We start from the raw sequence: 21,211 nt of genomic DNA on the forward strand, positions 1-21,211 counted from the left end.
TGACCCCGCTGTGGCCCGGCCTAGGGCGGGCCATGGGGCCGGCGGATTCGACCTGCGGATAGTCCCGGGCGGGCCGAACTCGCAGGGCTTCGTTGAACCGGAAACCGACCCGGCCAGCTCCACAATTTAGGTACCGGGGGCCAATCTCGCCCGGACATGGTTCTCCTGCTCGGCAGTGAGCACACCCCAGCGGTCCCCGGGATGCGGCAGCGGTCCATACCTGGTCCGGAGCACGTGGCGAACCGTCTTGGGGTCTTTCCCGAGCTCCCGGGCCAACTCGACCGGCGTAAAACCGGGACCCCGCGGCATCCGGGCTTGGGCTGCCACAGGTTCTTCCCCCGAACCGTCCCTGCCGGGAGTCGACGGCGTGGAGTTGCCGGGGACAAGGGCGCTGGCGGCGGCCTGCCGTGCCATGGCTTCACGGGCCAGCTTGAGGCGCTGAAGCGGCCGCGGGTTCATCTGGATATTGATGGGTGGCTTCCAGCATCGGATCACGGCGGATTCGATGTCACTCAGCGGTTGTGCAACACCTGTGGTTTTCTCCCAGGCCGCGAGGGTCAGGCGTTCGTGCATCCAGGCCGTGAGCCGGGCGTCCCCGGCTGCCGTCAGGGCATAGTGGGAATATTTTCCGGGTTTCCCTGGATTCCGTGGAGTCGCCTGCAGGTCCAGGGAATCGCTGAGCAGCGCGGCAAAAGACCTGCGCACGGTTGAGCTGCCGGTCCGGGCCTTGCCGGTTTTGTCGGCCGCAAAGTGGGTGGTGAGGTCCCTGCCCACGAGACTCGATTCGCTCTTGCCCACATAGAGCGCGTTTTCCGGCCGCGGCTCCAGGCCAAGATCGTGCCAGGCGTCGGCGTCACCGTAGATGGCATACAGCCCTGGAACGGGTTGCAGGCGTTTCCTCGCTTGGTCGACGTTCCAGCGTGTAGACAGCAGCGCGTCGAACACGTCGGAAAGTTGCGGCGGGGGATCCATGGCTTCCATCCGATCGACGCTAGCAGGTGCGACCGACAACTGGCCGCCAGTGGACACCGCTGAAACTGCAGGATCGAGCCGAACCGCTCTTCCTGGGAGATCCGTGATTCGTCCGCCGGATTCTCCACTAGCGCGCCCGGCACGAACCAGCCCGGTGTGTCTCGTCATTTGTTCCGTCTGTTCCGTCCTGGGGCAAATTCATGGCGCTGGACGCGGCAATCGTCGAGGTTCTCCTTGCCCTTCGCGAATTCCGGGGCGTTCTGGATCTGGCCCGGGTTCGTGCCCTGCTCGGTTCCGTTGCGGAATTGGGCTTCGATCCGGAAGGCGGCCCGGAACAGCCGCGGGGCGGACTTTTAGATGGCGAGCAGGTGCGGGACCGTCCCCGATGCGTCTGCCGCGTGCCGAGTCCGAGACCCGGGTGCCGAACCGCTGCACGGAAGCCGTCAGTCGGACCCCGGAACGCTGATTTCTTCCGGTCTCTCGCCTGTCACCGGTTGCTTGGGTCCCCGTCCGAGCGTCGCAATGGCGGCAATGATCATCAAGAACCCCGTGGTCGAGGCCACCGTTGGTTCATCGCCCAGGAAGAGCACCGCGATCAGCACCGCAGTGGCAGGTTCGAGCAGCGTGGCCACCACGGCGTTGGCGCTCGAGGTGGTGCGCAACCCGGCATAGAACAGGCCGTAGGCCAGCGCCATCGCCACCACACCCAGGTAGATAACCAGCCACCACGATCCGGCGTCGGTGGTGCCCAGCGGCTCGGCGTTCACCCAGGCCAGCATGAGGCCTGCGGGGACCAGGCAGGCGGCGGCCAGCACCATGGTGATGACGGTCAACGCGAAGGGGTCCAGCACCCGGGCCATCGGCACGGCCGCATCGGCAGCCAGCGCAAACCCCGTCCCCGAGACCAGCGCGGCCAGGATCCCCAGCACCGGGTGCGGAGCCGTGGAAACCTCGGCACCGGCCAGGCTCACCAGGCACAACCCCGCCAGCGCCACGGCCACCGTGGCCAGCGCCCCGGGCCGCGGCAAGGCCCTGGAGCGAATGGACTTGAGCACCAGCAACAACACCGGTGCCAAGCCCAGGGCCACCACCGTGCCGACGCTGACCCCGGCCCACACCACGGCCAGGAAAAAGAAGAACTGGAAGACCGCCGTCAACGACCCCACGGCCACCGCGCGCCCGGGGCTCGCCCGGCCCAGCACCCAGCACTCGCGCAGCCGACCGGCAACCAAGGCCGCCACCAGCAAGGCGAGGGCTGCCGCGGCGGCCCGGTAGGAGCCGAGCAGCGAGGGTGAAAGCCCCGAGGCCCGGTGCGCGAGCTGGACGGCCGGGCCGATGGTCCCCCACGCGATTCCGGCCAGGCAGATCAGCAGCAGCCCGGACGGGCGGCGCCTGGTGGCGAGGGGAATGGGTCTGCGCGGGCTCATGCCCATCAGTGTGCCATGGACCGCTGACAAGGAGGGATCAGGGCTGGCCCATGCGCTTCTTCACGTGCCGGGTGGCGGGAGCGGTCCACGGGTCCTCGGGCCACGGATGCTTGGGATAGCGGCCACGGTTCTCCGCCCGCACCTGGGTGTAGGGCCCGGACCAGAAGGAGGCCAGGTCGTCGGTGACCGCCAGCGGGCGTCCGGCCGGGGAGAGCAGGTGGAACAGGACCGGCACCCTCCCGCGCACCAGCGCCGGGGAGGTCGCCAGCCCGAAGCACTCCTGCAGCTTCACCGCGACCACCGGCGGTGCGTCCGGGGCATCGACGCCCGGGTAGTCGATGCGGACCTTCGATCCGCTGGGCACCGCGAGGCGTTCGGGAACCAGCTCGTCCAGCTCAGTGGCCTCGGGCCAGGGCAGCAGCCGGCGCAGCGCATCGGCCAGGTGCAGCGAGCCGGCGGACTTGCCCCCGGCGAGCGCCTCGAGTTCCGGGGCCAGCCAGGTCTCGGCCGCTTCCAGCAGCGCGGCGTCATCCATGGACGGCCACGGGTCCCCGAGCTCGCGGTGGACAATGGCCAGCCGGTTGCGCAGCGCCGTGGCGGAGGCCGAGAACCTGAGCATGCCCAACCCGTTGGCCCGCAGCGCATCAAGCACCGCGGCGCGTCCCTGGGCGCGGGTGGGTGCCACCGGGGTGCTGGCCAGCTCGATGGCACCGAGCCGGTGCACGTCCCTGGCGGTGAGCTTCCCGTGGGCAAAGACGGTGGCCGTGTCCTGGGTTTCCAGGTGGGCTGCGGCAAGCAGCGCGGTGGCCTCGTCCAGCGGGGCAGCGGCGCGGATCAGCGCGCCGGTTCCGGCCGCGTCGCGGCCGGCGGCCCGGGCCACCTCGGCCACCGCGATCCAGGCGTGGTGTGCCACGGGGCTTGCCGCCGGGAGCCCGGCCCGGGTGCCGGAGGCCAGCAGGTAGGTGGTTCCCGCGGCGCCTTCCACGCGCCGGGCCACCTGGCCCGGGAAGGCCAACGCGGTGATCAGGCCCAGCGGGTCGCCGGTGAAGGCTTCGGCGGACCGGTCCGCTTGGCCGGCAGCCTGCGTGGCGATGCGTTCGAGGCGGGCCGATTCGCGTTTCCAGGCACCGGAGCCGGGGTGCCGGCCGCTGCGCAGCAAGGCCAGCAGCGCCCCGAGGTCCGCACCCTGGGCCCGGTAGTCGCCAGCCAGCAAGGCGACGATGCGTGCGGTGGCGGCGGCCCCGGCCATCGGGGCTCCGTCGAGCAGCGCGCGCCCAAGCCGCGGGTCCGCCGGGATGGAAGCCAGGCGCCGGCCCAGCGCGGTCGCCTGCCCGGATTCCTCGATCGCGCCGAGGTGTTCGAGCACCGTGGTGGCTGCCTGCAGGCTGGAGGCCGGGGGCGCCTCGGGCAGCGCCAGCCCCTGCCCGCCGGGGGCGCCCCAGCAGGCCAGGATGAGCGCGGCGGAGGCCAGGTCCGCCACGGTGATCTCGGCTCGCGGGTGCGCCGGGGCGGCGGCGAAGCTCTTTTCCTCGAAGCAGCGCACCACGGTGCCCGGGCCCAGGCGGGCGGCACGTCCGGCGCGCTGGATGCACGAGGCCCGCGAGGCGGAGACCGTGACAAGTCCGCTCATGGAACGGGCCGCGTCCCGGCGGGGTTCGCGGGCCAGCCCCGAGTCGATGACCAGCCGCACCCCGGGGACGGTGAGCGAGGATTCGGCCAGCGAGGTGGAGACGATGATCCGCGGTTTCCCGCCGGGTTCGCGCCCGGAGACCGCGCGGTCCTGCTCATTGGCGGGCACCTGGCCATGCAGCTCGAGCACCTCGGTGCCTTCGGCCCTGGAGCGCAATTGGGCCGCGACGTCGGCGACCTCCCAGGCCCCGGGCAGGAACACCAGCGCGTCGATGCCCGGGTCCTGGGCCAGCGCCCGGGCGTGGGCCTCGACGGCGACGGCCGCCACGTGGGTGAGGAAGGTGCGTGAGACCCCGCGGTCGGTCAGCCGCGGGGCCGCCGCCGGTGCCCAGCGCACCGCCAGTTCGTGCAGCGCGGAGGGGCAGTCGACCAGCGGGGCTTCCCCGCTGCCGGTGGCATCCCCCAGCAGCTGGGCGAAGCGCGGGGCATCGAGCGTGGCGGACATGGCCACCAGGGTGAGGTCCCCGCGCAGTTCGTGGACCTCGCGCAGCATGCCCAGCAGCAGGTCGGTTTCCAGCCCGCGTTCGTGCACCTCGTCGATGATCACCGCGTCCACGTTTTCCAGGCCCGGGTCGGCCAGCAGCCGGCGCAGCAGGATGCCGGGGGTCACGAACTCCACCAGCGTGTGGGCACCGGCGGTGTGTTCCCCGCGCACCGTGAAACCCACCCGGGTGCCCAGGCCGCTGCCGTCCAGGAAGGCCAGGCGGCGGGCGGCGGAGCGGGCGGCGACGCGGCGCGGCTGGGTGACCACGATGCGGGCGGGCTTCCCGGTGCGGGCGGCAACGGCGTTGGCGACCAGCGGCGGGACCAAGGTGGTCTTGCCGGTGCCCGGCGGGGCTTGGATGACCGCGGTGGCGCTGGCCCCGCCGCCCTCAATCACCTGGGCAAGTTCTGGCAGGGAATGGGCAAAGACCAACCCGTGCCCGATGGCTGCCAGGTCGAAGTCGTGGGTGGGTAGGGGATTTTCCTGCCGGATCTGCTGCGTGCTCACCCGCCCCATTATCCAGTGTTGCCGCCGGTTCCCCGGATCAGGGCGTGCGGCGGCGCAGCGTCATCGAGCCCACGACGATGGCGGCCAGGATCCAGGCGGCAATGAATCCGATGCGCAGCCAGATGTAGCCGGCGTCCTGGTCGTCGCGGGCCACGGCGTTCAGCGCATCAATGGCGTGGCTCAAGGGCAGCCAGTCGCCGATCTTCTCCAGGGCCTCGGGCAGCTGGTCCCGGGGCAGGAAGATCCCGCCGAGCAGCACCTGCGGGAAAACGAAGGCCGGCATGAACTGCACGACCTGGAACTCGCTGCGGGCAAAGGCGCTGGCCAAAAGCCCCAGCGAGGTGCCCAGCAACGCATCGACGATCGCCACCGCGAACAGCAGCCCCAGGTTCCCGCCCACGTCCAGCCCGCAGACCCACACGGCGAAGCCCACCGCGATCGCGGTCTGCACGATCGCCAGCAAACCGAAGGCCAGCGCGTAGCCCAAGATGAAGTCGGCCTTGCCCAGCGGCAGGGACAGCAGCCGTTCCAGGGTGCCGCTGCGCCGTTCGCGCAACGTGGCGATCGAGGTGACCAGGAACATCACGATGAAGGGGAACAGCGCGATCATGGCCGGGCCGATCTGCCCGAACACCGGGGTGTCCGTGAAGATCCAGGCGACCAGGCCCACCAGCAGCGCGGGGACCAACAACAGCAGGCCCAGCGTGCGGTGGTCGTGCCGCACCTGGTTCAGCACCCGGGCGGTGGTGGCAAGGGTGCGGGCGACGCTCATGGTTCCTCCGACCCGGCGCGGTGCTTGGGGACGTGCGGCGTGTCGCTCCCTGGCTCCTGTGCCCCTCGGATCAGGGCGAGGAAGGCGTCCTCGGCGTTGTCGGTCCCGGTGCGCTCCAGCAGCGAGCCGGGGGTTTCCTGGGCGATGACCTGCCCCTCGCGCATCAGGATCAGCCGGTCGCAGCGCGTGGCCTCGTCCATGACGTGGCTGGAGACCAGCAGCGTCGTGCCCTCGGCGGCGAGCTGCGCGAACAGTTCCCAGAGGGCCACGCGCAGCACCGGATCCAGCCCGACGGTCGGCTCGTCCAGCACCAGCAGCTCGGGGGAACCCAGCAGCGCGATGGCCAGCGAGAGCCGGCTGCGCTGGCCGCCGGACAGGTCCGCGGCCAACGACTTGGCCTCCGACCCCAGGTCGGTGCGTTCGATGATCTCGGCGACCTGCGCGGGCGGGGCGCCGAGGATCTTGGCGAAGTAGTTCAGGTTCGCAGCCACCGGCAGGTCGTCGTAGATGCTCGCTTCCTGGGTCATGTAGCCCACGCGGTGGCGCAACGCCGCGGAGCCTGCGGTGTCCCCCAGGACTTTCACGTCCCCGCCGGAGATGATCTGGGTGCCCACGATCGCACGCATCAGGGTCGACTTGCCGCAGCCACTGGGACCGAGCAGCCCCACGACCTCGCCGCGCGGAACCAGCAGGTCAAGGCCGGGAAGCACCAGGTTCTTCCCGCGCAACACTTTCAGCCCGGTGATCGAGATTGCCGCCGTGTCAGCATCCATTTCTTGAGTCTTGCCCCTGCGGCGGCCCCGGTCAAGGGGGGTGCTTTGGCGCCCGGACACGGCGCCGCCCTATCCTTGCCCGGCGAGGTCCGGGCATACTGGGTGAAAGGCTGCTGCCCGCCCGCTGCCTCCGTCAACCTCCAGGAGCGCGCCATGAACGAGCCGCGCGGAGAAGGAACCATTCGCACCCCGCATCCCGTGCTCGTGGGGGTGTGCCAGAACCAGCATCCGGAGGTGGTCGCCACCGCGGCACGCCTGGCAGTGGCCCTGAAACTGGATCTGGTGTGTGCCTACGCCGTCACGGGGTTGGAATCTTCCGAGTGGAAGGCGAAGGCAATCATCGATTTCGAGACGCTGGGTCGGGACGCGCAGGAGGAAATCGGCGTCATGGTTGTCCGCGAGCTCCAAGCCGGCCTCGGCGCTGCGTTGCAGGATTCACCCGTGCGCTGGATCCTGCGCATACTGGTGGGCGCTCCCGCGGGTGCGCTTGAGGAGTATGCAACGGCATTGGGGGCCTCGCTTTTGGTCCTCGGATCCCCCATGCGGCGCCCCCTCGGCATCACCTCCGCCCGGCTGCGCGCCTCCACGCTGGCACGTTTGCTTTCCCACCGCATGGTGCCGGTGCTGGTGGTTCCGCCGGAGCACTCGCCCGGGAAAACGGATACACCTTATTTGCCCATGCCCTGACGCCGCGGGACCCTAGGTGTTGGTCCGCAGGAACGGCAGCAACTGCTCCAGGATGGGTTGCGGCGGGTAGAGCGTGCCTCCGTGGGTGCGGCCCTCCAGCTCAACCAGCCGGGCGTTGGGCATCACCGAGGCCATGGTGCGCGAGTGCTCGATGCGCGGCCTGTCCCGGGTTCCGGTCATCAGCAGCGTCGGGGTGTCCAGCTGCGCCAGCAACAGCTCGCTCACCGCGCTTCCTGCCTCGGTCGATTCGAAGTACGCCGCCAGCGCCAGCGCGTCGTTGGACGCGAAGGCCAGGCGTGTTGCGGGGTCGAGCCTCCCGCCGTCGGCTTCCATGCCTGCGATGAAGGCGTCCATGTCGCCCGTCTTGAGCGCCTCGAGATAGCCGTCGAAGAAGAGCGTGCTGATGTGTTGGGCCTCTATGGCGTGGGTTCCGCCGAGCATCGTCAGCGAGCGCACCATCGACGGGTGCTTGATGGCCAGCGAGAGGCCCACGCGCGAGCCGAAGGAATATCCCACGATGTGGATCGACTCGTGGCCGGTGGCCGCCAGCACCGCCTTGACGTCCGCCAGCACCAGGTCCATGTTGTAGGCGGCCGGATCGTGCGGCTTGCCCGAGCGCCCGTGCCCGCGCAGGTCCATGCGGATCGTGTCGAACTCCGGCTCCAGGGCCTTCACATAGCCCAGGCCGCGCCAGATGGAACGGGAGAGAGCCGAGCCGTGCAGCAGCAGGACCGGTGGGGCCCCTGTGTCGCTGGCGTCGAAGTAGATAGTCTGGGCATCAATCGGGTTCACTGCATGGGGCATGTGAATGAGCCTATGGCACCGAACCGGCATTTTCCCAAGCGCTAAGGATGCAGCAATGAATGACGATCTGACTCCCGTGATCATTGGCGGGGCGCGCACGCCCTTTGGGAGGTTCCGCGGGGCCATCTCCTCGCTGCCGGCCACAGAGCTCGGCGCCCACGCCATCAAGGCGGCCCTGGAACGCAGCGGGGTGCCGGCCAGCGACATCAACCACGTCATCATGGGCCAGGTGATCCTGGCCGGCACCGGGCAGGGCCCGGCCCGCCAGGCCTCCTTGAAGGCCGGGATCGGCTGGGACGTGCCCACGGTGACCATCAACAAGCTCTGCCTCTCCGGGCTGACGGCGGTCATCGACGCCGCCCGGATGATCCGGGCCGGGGAAGCCGACTTCATCGTCGCCGCCGGCCAGGAGTCCATGTCCAACGCACCCCACTTGGTCCGCGGCATGCGCACGGGGCTGGCGATCGGGGACCGCGGCCTGGAGGACTCGCTGAACCACGATGCCCTGGCCGACCCGCTCACCGGCGAGCTCATGGGCTCGACCACCGAACGCGGCAACGCCAAGCTGGGGATCGGCAGGGCGGAGCAGGACGCGTACGCCGCGGCCTCGCACCAGCGCGCGGCCGCCGCCCGGGCGCACCTTGATGCGGAGATCGCCCCCATCTCCATCCCCCAGCGCCGCGGGGAGGATCTGGTTGTCTCCACCGACGAGGGCATCCGCCCCGAGACCACGGTGGAGAAACTGGCCGCATTGGGACCGGCATTTTCCCAGGAGCCGGGGGCAACCATCACGGCGGGTTCTTCCTCGCCGCTCTCCGACGGGGCAGCCGCGTTGGTCGTGGCGTCCAAGGGGGCGGCCCGCAGTGCGGGGCTGTCCTGGCTGTGCGAGATCGGGGCTCACGGACAAACCGCGGGGCCGGACGGGCAACTGCATTCCCAGCCCAGCACCTCGATCCTCGCGGCCTTGGAGAAGGAGGGGCTGAAGGCCGGGGACCTTGACGCAATCGAGATCAACGAGGCCTTCGCCTCGGTGGTGCTGCAATCGGCCAAGGACCTCGGCGTGGATCCGGCCAGGGTCAACACCGAGGGCGGGGCCATCGCGCTGGGCCACCCGGTGGGTGCCTCCGGGGCCCGGCTGGTGTTGCACATGGCGATGGAGCTGGCGCGGCGCGGCGGCGGCACCGGGGTCGTCTCGCTGTGCGGCGGTGGCGGGCAGGGCGATGCGCTGGTGCTCCGGGCCTGAGTTCACACGTGGTTGCCGGGCCCCGTACAGCCTGTGCATAGATTGGAATCCTAGAGTAATAACTACCTCATGAAGGTGCGAGTGATGAGAGCACCGGTCGGATACACGGCAGATTCCCCCCCTGGCCTTCCGACCGGTGCTCAACCATTTAAGCCCGGCGGTGCCCGGCGCGCGGCGCCGAGACGAGGCATGGCGCATCCCCTCGACAACGTCGGAACTTCGGACCAAACTGAAGATACCGGTCGCGCCGGTGAATCGGGCGACATGATCTACGGACCAAGGAGCACGCGTGATGAGTGAAAAACCAATCGGCGACGAAGAAGATGTCACGGCAGAAGAAGCTGCCGCAGAGCCGGAACATGTTGCCAGCGCCCACGACGAGGCGCTGGTCGAGGAATGGGAAGACGAGTCCTTCCCCGCCTCCGACCCCCCGTCGAATTACTGACTCTCGGCTGACTGACAACCAATCCTCAGCCCACACTCAGCTTGGCCTCTTAGGCTGAAGCTACCTTCTCAAGGTGCGAGTGATCAGAAGAACCGGTCGCGGCGGAGTTTCACCTCCTTAGCCGTCACGACCGGTTCTTCACTTTAAGAACGCCGGCACCGAAGGTGGGCCTCTCCCCGGGTCACAAAGCAGCGGATTTCGCTTCTCCCCAGCGTGCCGCGCCCGCCGTCGTGGATTATCGGCGCCTCGGGGGACAAGAATGGATGCGAATGACGCCCAGAAAGCGTCATGAGATTTTCCGTCCCACCAATTTCAGGAGAACACCACCACCATGGCCGAAGAACTCCGCTATGCCCCCGTCCCCGAAACCCACGCACCCTATGTGGCCGCCGCGGATCGCTACGAGGCCACCGGCTACCGGCGCGTCGGCAACTCCGGCTTGGTCCTTCCCCCGATTTCCCTGGGCCTGTGGTGGAACTTTGGCGACAACCGCCCCTTCGACACCCAGCGCGAGGTGTTGCGCCATGCCTTCGACCACGGCATCACGCACTTCGACCTGGCCAACAACTACGGCCCGCCCTACGGTTCCGCCGAGGAAAACTTCGGCCGCATGATGCGCGGCGATTTCAAGGCCTACCGCAACGAGCTGATCATCTCGTCGAAGGCCGGCTGGGACATGTGGCCGGGCCCCTACGGCAACCTGGGTTCGCGCAAGTACATCATGGCCTCGGCCGACGAGTCCCTCTCCCGCATGGGCCTTGACTACGTGGACATCTTCTACTCGCACCGCCCGGACCCAGACACCCCGATCGAGGAGACCATCGGCGCGCTGGACACCCTGGTCCGCCAGGGCAAGGCCCTCTACGTGGGCATTTCCTCTTACTCCCCCGAACGCACTGCGCAGGCCGCGCAGGCCGCCAAGGCCATGGGCACCCCGCTGGTCATTCACCAGCCTTCCTACTCGATGCTCAACCGCTGGGTGGAAGACGGGCTGCTGGACACCCTCAAGGAACACGGCATGGGCTCGATCGCCTTCACCCCGTTGGCCCAGGGTCTGCTGACCGGCAAGTACCTCAAGGACGAATCGGCCATCCCGTCCGGCGGACGGAACTCGCTGGCCGGGCACCTGACCGAGGAGAACCTGTCCAAGGCCCGCGACCTGTCCAAGGTCGCCGAGACGCGCGGCCAGTCCCTGGCCCAGCTGGCCATCGCCTGGCTGCTGCGCGAGGGCGGGGTGACCTCGGTGCTGCTCGGGGCGTCCTCGACCGCGCAGCTGGATGAGAACCTCGGAGCCCTGGGCAACACCGCATTCAGCCCCGCGGAGCTGGAACTGATCGACAGGATCGCCGCCGGCGATGCCGGAATCGACCACTGGCGCGCGGCGGCCACGAGCTAAGTAGCCGAAGCGCCCCGACCCGAAACCCTGCGGAGACGAATTCCGCAGGGTTTCTCGTCGTTAACAACTAATACCGCAGATGGACAATTCGCTGACGGCGGATATCACCACTGATCCCGCGTGACCGGCTTCACAAATCGCAGTTTTCGCGACATGATGTAACCGTACGTGGCGCGCAACGCAGATTTTCGCCGCCCAGTGACTACCAGAAGGAGCATGGCCGTGACCGCCAACGCCCAGACGACGCCAACCGCCACCGGATATCGAGTCCTCAACCCCGCCACCGGCGAAGTTCTCGAGGAATTCGCCACCGCGACGGACGCCGAGGTCCAGGACGCCATTGCCGCGGCCGAAGCCGGCTACCAGGGGTGGAAGGACGTCGACATCAACGAACGCGCCAAGATCGTCTCCCGTGTCGGCGAGCTCTTCGCCGAACGCGCCGACGAGCTTGCCGCGATCATCACCCGGGAAATGGGCAAGCCCCTGTCCGAGTCCAAGGGCGAGGCCGAGTTCTGCAAGGACATCTTCGAGTACTTCGCCACCGAGGGCCCGACGCTGGCCGCGGACACGGAGATCAAGACCATCGGCGGCGGCAAGGCCATCATCCAGCGCCTGCCCGTCGGCCCGCTGCTGGGCATCATGCCGTGGAACTACCCGTACTACCAGGTCGCCCGCTTCGTGGCCCCGAACCTGATGCTCGGCAACACCATCGTGCTCAAGCACGCCGAAACCTGCCCGCGTTCGGCCCTGGCCATCGCGCAGATCATGGACGATGCAGGGGTCCCGGCAGGCGTCTACAACAACGTCTTCGCCTCGCACGAGCAGATCTCCACCATCATCGAGGATCCCCGCATCCAGGGCGTCTCGCTGACCGGTTCCGAGCGCGCCGGCGCAATCATCGGCGAGCAGGCCGGACGCAACCTGAAGAAGGCAGTGCTGGAACTGGGCGGTTCGGACCCGTACGTCATCCTCGACTCGGCGGACATCGCCGGGGACGCGGCCACCGCGTGGGCCACCCGCATGGAAAACACCGGCCAGGCCTGCAACTCCAACAAGCGCATGATCGTCATGGAGGACATCTTCGATGACTTCGTCGGCGAACTGACCAAGCTTGCCGTCGACCTGGTTCCGGGCGACCCGGCCAAGGAGGAGGAAGGCACCTTCGGTCCGCTCTCCACCCGTGGCGCCGCCGAGGGCGTGGCCGCGCAGGTCCAGGACGCCATCGACAAGGGTGCAACGCTGCACGCCGGCGGCGTGCTGCACGAGGGCCCGGGTGCCTACCTGTCCCCGACGATCCTCTCCGGGATCACCAAGGGCATGCGTGCCTACTACGAGGAGCTCTTCGGCCCGGTGGCGATTGTCTACAAGGTGTCCTCCGACGAGGAGGCCCTGGAATTGGCCAACGACACCCAGTACGGCTTGGGCGGCGCGGTGTTCTCCACCGATCCGGCCCGTGCCGCGAAGGTTGCCGCTGGCCTTCAGGTCGGCATGGCCAACGTGAATGCCCCGAGCGCCGAAGGAGCGGAAATGCCCTTCGGCGGCGTGAAGCGCTCCGGTTTCGGCCGTGAGCTGGGCCCGCTGGGCATGGAGGAGTTTGTCAACAAGCGCCTCTTCTACGTGGCCGACTAACCACACGCACCACCGTGACATGAAGCGAGGCTTCGTGCGATCCCCGGATAGGGGTTCGCACGAAGCCTCGCTTTTTCTGCAGCACGCCCGTTAAGGCATGCGTTCCAGCGTGCCGATCCGCTGGCCCTGCGCGTCCATGATTTCAAGCGTGTCGGCCCCGAGCGTGGCACCGGCGGCATGCGAAAGCCAGGTGTCGACTCCCTCGCAGAACATCCTGGTTCCTCCCAAGGGGCCGAAGGTGATGTCCGTGCCGGATGCCTCGTAGCTGCCCAGCAAGCGGTTGCAGCCGTCGGTGCCGTGCAGTTTCCCGCCGGCTTCGAGCACCAGGCTCGGCTGCCCGGGCCCATCGGATCCCCAATTGCCCTCCGGCCCGGGCGCCACCGTCGAGGAGGTAGCGCAGGAGGACAGCAACAGGACCGCCCCCAGCAAGCCGAGTGCGGACATCTGCTTCGTCTTCACTCACTTCCCTACGTAGTCGAAGTGCCAGGCTTCGGCATAGGGCGAGCCCTCTTCAAGGATCTTGCGGTGCACCCAGTTGAACTTCTTGGAGTTGGCCTTCAACCACTTGTGGTATTTGCCGCGGAAGGAATAGTTGTAGGTCTCGGGCACGTCAATGGCGGTGCCCCAACCGTGGTTGGAGGTTCCGGGGCGCGCCGCGACATAGGGTCCGAGTTCGACCCAGTAGGCATCCTGGGTCGCGCGGGTCCGGTAGGCCAGGTCGATGTCGAGATTGTGGCCGAACTTCTTCTTGAAGGCGGTGTTGAGCCGGTTCAGGTCCTTCAGCGCGGGAGCGGCGATGAGGGTCTTTTCCTTGTCCCATCCGATGGCCACGAGCATCCGTTCCGGGATCTTGCCGTTTTTCTGTCCCAGCACCGTCTTGACCGAATATTTTCCGGGCTTGGTGGTCGCCGTGGATTTGCGGGCCAGTTGGCTGGTCTTCATCCAGCCACTCATCCCCTGTGTTCGGACGAAGATCCACCCCTTGACCGAGCCTGCGGTTTTTTCCATCTTCTTGTCGCGGTACACCACCGAGTTGCGTGGAATATCACCTATGCGGATCTTGCCCTTCACGCTCTCATGAAGGTCGCTCCCGGAGACCTTGGTCCAGTACCGGTCGGTCAGGCCGGCACGGTTGGAGGTGTATTTCTTGTCGATGTAGATCTCACGACCGGGCTTCTTCGCAACAACCTTCAGGTATTTGCTTTGCACCCATCCGGTTTTTCCCCGGCTGGTGATCTGGCTGAATCCCGCCGAGACCTTATTGACCGTGTAGATGCCGGCATTGGGCACCGTGGCCAAGGCCTTGGAAGTGGTACTCGCCTGCCGCCGCAGTTTCAGCGCGACGGTGCTCTTGCCGAGGTCCCCGCGCTTGATGGCCTTGGAGGTATTCTTGGGCACCGCACGCAAATAGGCACTCGAGGCCCAACCCGTTTTCCCGGCGTAACGGACCTGGCTCCATCCCGGCTTCGTCGAACCCACGGTCAGCTTGGTGCCCTTGGGAATGAGCGCCAGCTTCTTGCCCGAGGTGGAGGGATTCGAACGCAGGTTCAGGTTTGCCGTCGCTTGGACGCTCTTCACGGCGGCCGCACCGATCTTGCCCGTGTGCTGCGAAACAAGGTGGGCCGCGGCAGCCTGCGCGACCGAACCCTGCACGGATGCCGACGGAGCCTGCTGTGCCTGGGCCGGGCTCAGGGTGGCCAGCACAAGCGCTGCTCCCATGAACAATGCCGTATAAACCCTGTTGGAAGGCCATCGGCCATCCCGTTTGTCTTTGCCCTGCATAGCTCCCCCACCATCCACTTTCACGCGACATACCAAACAAGGGGCAGTCGAAGCCCACTAGTGCATTATTAGACTAACCTTTTTGCTAAGAGGTTTTTCCGGCGCTTGCTCAGCACGTTCCGTGTCTGGAGTATAGCCGTTGCCAATTGCGAGGAGTCACTGGATGTCAGCGAAACTACGTTTCAAGAGAAAGCCGCGCCCGATCCCGCCCGAGGAAGCCCCCATTGCGGCGGCCGTCGTGGCTCCACCCGCCCACAGCGTGTCCGGGATGTGGATCGATCCCTTGGGGCGCGTGGCCACGCGGTCGGTCCAGTTGCTGGTGGTACTGGTGTTGGCCTCGGCCGTGGTCTTCAGTCTCCTGCGCCTGAGCGTGATCGCGCTGCCGATCCTGATCGCCTTGATCCTTTCCTGCGCGTTGTGGCCGCTGGTGCGCCTGCTGCGCAAGGTCATGTCGGCCATGCTGGCGGCATGGTCGGTGTTCCTGGGTTCGTTGCTGGTGCTCGGCGGCATCGGGACCGCGCTGGTCTATTCGGTGCTTGCCGAATGGTCCACGCTGGTGGACAAGGGTGTGGAGGGCTTCAACAAGCTCCAGGAAATGCTGAACCAGCTGCCCTGGAGCATATCCAACGAGCAAATCGACCAGGCAGTCAGCCAGGTCACCGGTTTCCTGACCAGCTCCCAATTTGGTGCCGGGGCACTGAACGGGCTTTCCGCCGCGGGCAACTTCTTCACCGGCTTGGCCTTGCTGCTGGTGATCCTGTTTTTCTTCTTGAAGGACGGCGACAAGATCTGGGCTTTCTTCCTCTCCTGGATGCCGGACCACCAGATGCACCGCTGGCTTTCCACTGGTGGACGCACCGTTGAAACACTCGGCGGTTACATGCGCGGCACCGCCACCGTGGCGGCGGTGGATGCGATTGGCATCACCGTGGTCTTGCTCGTGTTGCGGGTCCCGCTGGCCATCCCGCTGGGCGTCGTGGTGTTCATGAGCTCCTTCATCCCATTGGTGGGTGCCACCTTTGCCGGGATCCTGGCGACCTTGATTGCCCTGGTGACCAATGGCCCGGTGGTTGCCCTGATTGTCCTGGGTGCGGTGATCGTGGTGAACCAGCTGGAAGGAAACTTCCTGCAGCCCGTGGTCATGGCCCACGCCCTGAACCTGCACGCGCTGGTGATCTTGCTGTCGCTGGCCGCCGGCACGGTGCTCGGTGGATTGGTGGGTGCGGTGTTGGCCGTTCCGCTCACGGCCGTTGCCTGGGCAATCGTGAAGATCTGGTCCGGCCGTGATCTTCCGGGATTGGATCCCGGTGCCGATTCCAAGAAGGACGAAGCCGCGCAGGAGCCCACCGAGGAGCAGGTCCTGGCCCATGCCGAGGTCGGTGCGGCCGAGCGGGCCCAGGATGTCGATGCCGAACGCGAGACCGGATCCCCGTCCCCGGATCTGCGCCCCAAGCGTTCCTGACCGCGAGCTTCCCAAGATATTACGGGCCGTGGAACCAACCTTTTGGTTGGTTCCACGGCCCGTTTCACGTCGGGGCGCCGCCCCGAAATGCAATGTAGTTAGCGCAGGTACTTCGAGCTGACCCAGCCGGTCTTCCCCGCATAGCTGGTTTGCGTCCAGCTGCTGCGCGTGGCCTTGACCGTGACCTTCTTGCCCTTGGGAATCACGAGCAAGGATCGTGTCGACGTGCTCGTTCCGGTGCGCAGGTTAAGCCGGGCGGTGGTCGTCTTCACCTTGGCCGGAGCCTTGTACACGGCAAGTTGCTTCGCCGGAACCCACCCGGTCTTCCCCGCGTAGCGCACGCGCAACCACGACCCGCTTTTGGCATCCACGACAACCTTCTTCTTCGCGGCAATGCCCACCACCGATGCCGACTTCGCATCCGCCGACTTGCGGGCCACGACCTTCGACTTGGTTTGGTACGTGGTCTTCTTTACCGACTGTATTGCCGGGGGCTTCGGCTTGGCTGGGGCCTTGTAGAGGGCGAGCTGGTTCGCCGGAACCCAGCCGGTCTTCGCCGCGTAGCGCACGCGCAACCACGACCCGCTCTTGGCATCCACGACAACCTGTTTCTTCGCCGCAATGCCCACCACCGAAGCCGACTTCGCATCCGCCGACTTGCGCACCACGACCTTCGATTTGGTGACGTAGGTGGTCTTCTTCACCGACTGGATTACCGGGGGCTTCGGCTTCGCCGACGGCTTGGGTTTGGCCGGGGCCGCACCGGCCTTGACCACTCGCAGGTAGCGGTTGCTGACCCAGCCGGTGGAGCTCCCGGCCTTGACTTGGCTCCAGGTGCCTTGGCGCGTGAGTTCGATGACGTCTGTGCCGTCGCGCAAGACCTTGACGATCCTGGTGTTGGTGCCGGGTCCGCTGCGCATGTTCAGGTTGGCGGTGGCCTCATGGGTCGGCTTGGTCGGCGTGGGCTTGGCGACCGGCGGCTTCGACGCCTGGGGCGTGATGGAACCGATCTTCTTCAGGTCCGCCGAGCTGATCCAGCCCGAGTTCTTCCCGGCCTGGACGTGGGACCAGGTGCCCCGTACCTGCCGCAGGGCAACCTTGGAGCCGCGGCCCAGTGCCTGGGTTTCCTTGTAGGTCGTTCCGGCTCCGGAACGCAACTTCAGGTTGCGCAGGATCTCGTGCGTCGCGGGCAGCGCCGCTTGGTTGACGGTGGCGACCTTGCGCGTCAGGCCCGCCGAGACCCAGCCCTCGGTTCCCTTGTACTTCACCCGCAACCAGCCGGCGGAGCTCTCATAGGCCTCGAAGGTGGCGCCGGCCGGAATCATCAGGAGCTTCGCATACCAGGTGGCGGCCCCGGAACGCATGTTCAGGCCGCTGGGGTTGGTGTACTTGGCGAAGGGCACCCGGACGCCGTTGGTGACGGTGCCGGTGGGAGTCAGTCCCCACTCGGGCGCCGCGGCCATCGGGTTGGGCGTGACGGCAAAACGGTTCATCCAGCCGGTCGTGGAGCCGTACTTGACCTTGATGTAAGACCCGTTGAGCAACCCGTTGATGGCTCCGGGCTGGCTGGTGACCTTGGCGCTGCGTGACGGCCTGGCCAGGACCTTCGAGGTGTCGGAGGCCGAGGCAAAAAGATCCGCCTTGCCGCGCGCGAAATACGTGCAGGTCTTCTGCGACTCGGAGTAGCTGGCGGTGGCGTGGGAACCGAGGTCTAGCCCGCGGGCTTTGAGGAACGCCGCAGGATTGCGCACGTTTCCGTCCTTGGAGTAGAAGCGGTCTTTCCAGATCTCCAGGTGAAGGTGCGGGCCCGTCGAGGGACCCGAGGAGCCCACCAGCGCGATCTTCTGCCCGGACTTGACGTTTTGGCCCTCCCGGACCAGGACGTCGTTGGGCCACATGTGCATGTAGGCCGACTCGTAGGTCGTCCCGTCGAACCGGTGGGTGACAATCACCTGGCCCGAGGTCGACCCGGTGCCCCGGACGATCTTGCGAACGGTGCCGTCGGCCACCGCATAGATCGGGGAGTTGTCCTTGGTGCCCATGTCCTGGCCCAGGTGGTGGGTCGATCCGCCCACCACCGGCATGCATCTCGGCCCCATGGGCGAGGTCATTCGGTAAGTTTCCGGGACGAGCGGAAGGGAGAATCCCCCGGCGCGCACAGGACTGGTCTTTGGAACCTCGGTGCGCATCTGCGAGGTGGCGGGCAGAGCCGTAAACACCAGTCCCGCCGCCAACACCCCCGAGAAAAGCGCGCGAAGGGATTTCGGTAGGGCCATTGTCAGTGGTCTTCCTCTAAGGGGCGTGTCGCCCCTCAGGGGAGCAACGAGATGTGCGAGTGGTCGGGAGCATCACCCAAGCATCGCCCCCAAGCCACTACCTTATGCAAAATCCGTCCCCCATGGGGGAAAACGGCAATCATGATTTCGCGTGTCAGTCCAGGTGGGTGCTGTGGACCCAGCCTTCAAGCCGTCCGGCACGGATCTTGGTCCACTGTCCCCGGCTGGCCAGGAGCTCGACCTGTTGGCCTGCCCCGAGCTGCGCCACGGCGCGGTAGTTGGCAGATGCTCCCTGGTACAGGGTGGTCTCCGCGATCGTGACGGGTGTCGTGGAGGCCAGGTAGCGCAATTGCAGTTGGCTGGCCGGCACCCACCCGGCGTCCTGGTCCAGCATGATCCTGCACCACGGACCCAACTTCCCGTTGACCCGCACCAGGGTCCCGGCCTGCATGATGCGCATGACCGGGAAATGATCCCCGGCGTCCTTGCGGACATTCAGGCGTACCGTGGTGGTGTACTCGGTCGGTGCCATGGGCTGGATGCCCGTGGCCGGGCGACGCACATTGATGCGGGCAAGGTAGGCGCTGGGAACCCAGCCGATGTCCTTGCCGGTGGAAACCTTGGCCCATGTGCCCAGCTCCTCCAGCTTGCGGACCTGGAGGTTTGCAGCCAGCACGCGCAGCACCGGGTAGTTGGTTCCCGAGCCCTTGCGCAGGTTCAGGTCCGCCGTGCTGCGGTGCGTGGGAACGAATTCCTCGTCGGGGACTTCCGGGGCACTGTCGGCCCCGCCGGCCGTGGCAGCCACCTGGCTGGCGACCGGGCGCACCGGGACCTGCGGGCGTTGCCTGGGTGCCTCGAGTCGCTCGAGGCATTGGGTCGGGAGCCAACCGAAGGTCTGGCCGTGCTGCACGCTGGCCCACAGGCCGCTGACGCGCAGCAGGTACACGGGGGTGTTTTCCGCGATCAGGTACTGGGTGGCATAGTGCCGGCCGGCACCCTTGCGCAGCTTGAGTTCGGCTGTCGTGCGGTGGGTCGGTCCGGGAACCTCCACCGGCACCGGTGCAGGATCCGTGCGTGCAAAGTCGAATTTCTTCATTCCGTCATCACCGCGCGACGGTGTTGCGGCACCGGGGACGGCCATGGCGAGGCATGCACGGACACGTGGAACACGTTTGGATGACCTCACTGGGAAAGCGGTTGACCGGAGACTGGCATGCGCGGCGGCAAATCATTGCACGGAGCGATATCCCACCCGGACCGTTGGCAACAACCTCGTGCCGGGATGCGGGCACTTGGACATGCCTACACCCCATGTTATTGCACAGACGGCCAAGGCCCCCAGTCTAGGTCCGGGGGCCTTGGTCACAACGAAGCTTCGGGGCACCCGGCGCCGCGGCGCGAGGGGTCCCGTGGGGGTCAAATCTGGCGGGCGGCCAGTTCGCTGTCGAGGCGCAGCAGTCCGTTGCCGTCGTTGTTGATCATCTTCACGCGGTCAAGGATCTCGCCAACGGTGGCTTCCTCTTCGACCTGCTCCTCGATGAACCAGTTCAGCAGCGGCACCGAGTCGATGTCGCCCTCGTTGTGCGCCAGGCGGTAGAGGTCGCGGATGGACTCGGAGACCTTCTTCTCGTGGTCCAGCGAGGCCTGGAAGGCACCGTCCACGGTGGAGACGCTCACGGCGGGTGCCGAGATGTCGCCGATGGCCGGGTGTGCGCCGCGGTCGGTCATGTGCGTGATGAACTTTTCCGCGTGCACAAGTTCCTCCGCGGCCTGGGCACGGAACCAGCCGGCAACGCCGGGCAGGCTCAGCACGTCCATTTCAATCGCCAGCTGGCGGTAGACGGTCGAGGCCGCAAGTTCCAGGGTGATTTGGTCGTTGAATGCGTCTGCAAGCTTTCCGTTAAGTTCCATGGCACACACGCTACCGATTCTTTTGTGCCTTGTCACCGAAGTATGGCCGTACTTACCTCACGGTAAATATGGCATGCCTCGGGCCAACGAAAGGGGTTACCAAGGTGATGCTCACCTTGGTCTGCGGGTCCTGGACGGTGAACCTGCCGGGTGCAATTCGCGCGCCGCGGCATTGGCCGCCTTCAGCGCGACGAAGACCGCGGCCATGGCCCAAGCCCATCCGGCAATCACCGCGATCCAGGCCGGTGCCGGACCGATCACCGATTCCAGCAATGCTGCGGGCAGCGCAGCGAGGCCAAGCAAGACCACGGGAAGCCGCATCCTGCGCAGCGGGGCCCCCGCGGCACGGTGGCCCGCGTCCCAGCATTCCTCGCAGTGCATGGTGGCGCTGGTGCGGATGCCCAAGGTCGGGTTGATGCCGCGTTTCCCGCCCTCGACCGTGCCGTTGATGGCGCGCACGGCCCAGGCGAAGGCCACCGCCAGTGCAGCACAGAGCAGGACCGCAATCTGGTTTTCGCTCACGGGCGGGCAGCCCGATCGCCGCCGTGCATCTTGGCGAGCATGGTGTTCGCATCGCGCAGGCCCAGCAGCAGGCCGCCGACCATCACGAGCACCCCGATCATCAGTGAAGCGGGCTGGAGGTAGTCCGCGCCCGGGGCCAGCAGCGCGGCGACGCCGCCGACCGCCATGACCGCTGCGGCAAGCCAGCAGCCGATGATGCCCTTCTGGGCGGCGGCGTGGTGTCCCAGCAGCCAGCATTCCTCGCAGTGCATCAGGGCGGGGGTGCGGATTCCCACCCATGCGTTGCGCTTGATCTGCCCCGTGGCAGCGGCCCTCATCATCCAGGCCAGTGCCGCCATGAGCAGCACCATGAACACCGTCATGATCAAATCGGTCATTCTCTCCCCGTCCATGGGTGTGGCTCGCTCCCTGTGCCTCGCCGACTTTTGCA

The 21,211-nt window shown here is 67.0% G+C and carries 19 protein-coding genes; 6 read left to right on the forward strand and 13 right to left on the reverse strand.

From position 1 onward, the window contains the following. Positions 1–126: 126 nt before the first annotated feature. The 5 genes from FPY90_RS09845 to FPY90_RS09865 all read right to left on the reverse strand — a co-directional run bounded on the left by FPY90_RS09845 (position 127) and on the right by FPY90_RS09865 (position 6,624). On the reverse strand, positions 127–972 hold the full coding sequence (locus FPY90_RS09845) for a GIY-YIG nuclease family protein (RefSeq protein WP_498685280.1): 846 nt from the start codon (positions 970–972) through the stop codon (positions 127–129). A gap of 443 nt (positions 973–1,415) precedes the next feature. Further along, positions 1,416–2,399 (reverse strand): DMT family transporter, encoded by a 984-nt coding sequence (locus FPY90_RS09850; RefSeq protein ID WP_498685283.1) that lies wholly within the window; start codon positions 2,397–2,399, stop codon positions 1,416–1,418. Between the two features lie 37 nt (positions 2,400–2,436). Then, positions 2,437–5,088 carry an ATP-dependent helicase HrpB gene (hrpB, locus tag FPY90_RS09855; protein WP_498685285.1) on the reverse strand — a complete coding sequence of 884 codons (2,652 nt, stop codon included), beginning with the start codon at positions 5,086–5,088 and terminating at the stop codon, positions 2,437–2,439. A 28-nt stretch (positions 5,089–5,116) separates the two neighbouring features. Continuing rightward, complete coding sequence (locus tag FPY90_RS09860) at positions 5,117–5,851, reverse strand: ABC transporter permease (RefSeq protein ID WP_071216692.1); 735 nt, start codon at positions 5,849–5,851, stop codon at positions 5,117–5,119. After that, positions 5,848–6,624: an ABC transporter ATP-binding protein gene (locus tag FPY90_RS09865; protein WP_071216690.1), complete on the reverse strand. Its 777-nt coding sequence runs from the start codon at positions 6,622–6,624 to the stop codon at positions 5,848–5,850. Before FPY90_RS09865 ends, FPY90_RS09860 begins: the two co-directional genes overlap by 4 nt. A 153-nt stretch (positions 6,625–6,777) precedes the next feature. On the opposite strand from FPY90_RS09865, the gene FPY90_RS09870 reads away from it, so the two are divergent. Beyond that, entirely contained in the window at positions 6,778–7,311 is a 534-nt protein-coding gene (locus tag FPY90_RS09870) for a universal stress protein (protein WP_498685287.1), read from the forward strand. 12 nt (positions 7,312–7,323) lie between these two features. Here the strand turns inward: FPY90_RS09870 and FPY90_RS09875 are convergent, their stop codons facing one another. Then, positions 7,324–8,115 (reverse strand): alpha/beta fold hydrolase, encoded by a 792-nt coding sequence (locus FPY90_RS09875; protein ID WP_498685289.1) that lies wholly within the window; start codon positions 8,113–8,115, stop codon positions 7,324–7,326. Positions 8,116–8,170: 55 nt separating this feature from the next. On the opposite strand from FPY90_RS09875, the gene FPY90_RS09880 reads away from it, so the two are divergent. The 4 genes from FPY90_RS09880 (at position 8,171) to FPY90_RS09895 (ending at position 12,828) form a co-directional block, all read left to right on the forward strand. Continuing rightward, entirely contained in the window at positions 8,171–9,358 is a 1,188-nt protein-coding gene (locus FPY90_RS09880; RefSeq protein WP_498685291.1) for an acetyl-CoA C-acyltransferase, read from the forward strand. A 292-nt stretch (positions 9,359–9,650) separates the two neighbouring features. Further along, on the forward strand, positions 9,651–9,803 hold the full coding sequence (locus FPY90_RS09885) for a hypothetical protein (RefSeq protein ID WP_175475408.1): 153 nt from the start codon (positions 9,651–9,653) through the stop codon (positions 9,801–9,803). 331 nt (positions 9,804–10,134) lie between these two features. Beyond that, on the forward strand, positions 10,135–11,199 hold the full coding sequence (locus tag FPY90_RS09890; protein WP_071213874.1) for an aldo/keto reductase: 1,065 nt from the start codon (positions 10,135–10,137) through the stop codon (positions 11,197–11,199). Between the two features lie 216 nt (positions 11,200–11,415). Then, positions 11,416–12,828, forward strand: a complete 1,413-nt coding sequence (locus FPY90_RS09895) for an NAD-dependent succinate-semialdehyde dehydrogenase (RefSeq protein ID WP_498685293.1) — start codon at positions 11,416–11,418, stop codon at positions 12,826–12,828. Positions 12,829–12,918: 90 nt separating this feature from the next. On the opposite strand, the gene FPY90_RS09900 is transcribed toward FPY90_RS09895, so the two are convergent. Beyond that, positions 12,919–13,287 carry an META domain-containing protein gene (locus FPY90_RS09900; RefSeq protein ID WP_498685296.1) on the reverse strand — a complete coding sequence of 123 codons (369 nt, stop codon included), beginning with the start codon at positions 13,285–13,287 and terminating at the stop codon, positions 12,919–12,921. Next, positions 13,288–14,547 (reverse strand): SH3 domain-containing protein, encoded by a 1,260-nt coding sequence (locus tag FPY90_RS09905; RefSeq protein WP_498685301.1) that lies wholly within the window; start codon positions 14,545–14,547, stop codon positions 13,288–13,290. Positions 14,548–14,773: 226 nt separating this feature from the next. Here FPY90_RS09905 and FPY90_RS09910 point away from each other — a divergent pair, with 226 nt between their 5' ends. Then, positions 14,774–16,072: an AI-2E family transporter gene (locus FPY90_RS09910; protein ID WP_071213877.1), complete on the forward strand. Its 1,299-nt coding sequence runs from the start codon at positions 14,774–14,776 to the stop codon at positions 16,070–16,072. 98 nt (positions 16,073–16,170) lie between these two features. Here FPY90_RS09910 and FPY90_RS09915 read toward each other — a convergent pair whose 3' ends face one another. The 5 genes from FPY90_RS09915 to FPY90_RS09935 form a co-directional block, all read right to left on the reverse strand. Continuing rightward, entirely contained in the window at positions 16,171–18,183 is a 2,013-nt protein-coding gene (locus tag FPY90_RS09915) for an SH3 domain-containing protein (protein WP_498685303.1), read from the reverse strand. Between the two features lie 319 nt (positions 18,184–18,502). Next, positions 18,503–19,444, reverse strand: coding sequence for an SH3 domain-containing protein (locus FPY90_RS09920; RefSeq protein ID WP_498685304.1), 942 nt, complete (start codon positions 19,442–19,444; stop codon positions 18,503–18,505). A 320-nt stretch (positions 19,445–19,764) separates the two neighbouring features. Continuing rightward, positions 19,765–20,259, reverse strand: a complete 495-nt coding sequence (locus FPY90_RS09925) for a ferritin (RefSeq protein ID WP_071213880.1) — start codon at positions 20,257–20,259, stop codon at positions 19,765–19,767. Positions 20,260–20,370: 111 nt separating this feature from the next. Further along, on the reverse strand, positions 20,371–20,781 hold the full coding sequence (locus FPY90_RS09930) for an SdpI family protein (protein WP_071213881.1): 411 nt from the start codon (positions 20,779–20,781) through the stop codon (positions 20,371–20,373). Continuing rightward, positions 20,778–21,158, reverse strand: a complete 381-nt coding sequence (locus FPY90_RS09935) for an SdpI family protein (protein ID WP_498685306.1) — start codon at positions 21,156–21,158, stop codon at positions 20,778–20,780. Before FPY90_RS09935 ends, FPY90_RS09930 begins: the two co-directional genes overlap by 4 nt. Positions 21,159–21,211 lie beyond the last annotated feature (53 nt).

This window comes from Arthrobacter sp. C2 (assembly GCA_024207135.1).
GTDB lineage: Bacteria > Actinomycetota > Actinomycetes > Actinomycetales > Micrococcaceae > Paeniglutamicibacter.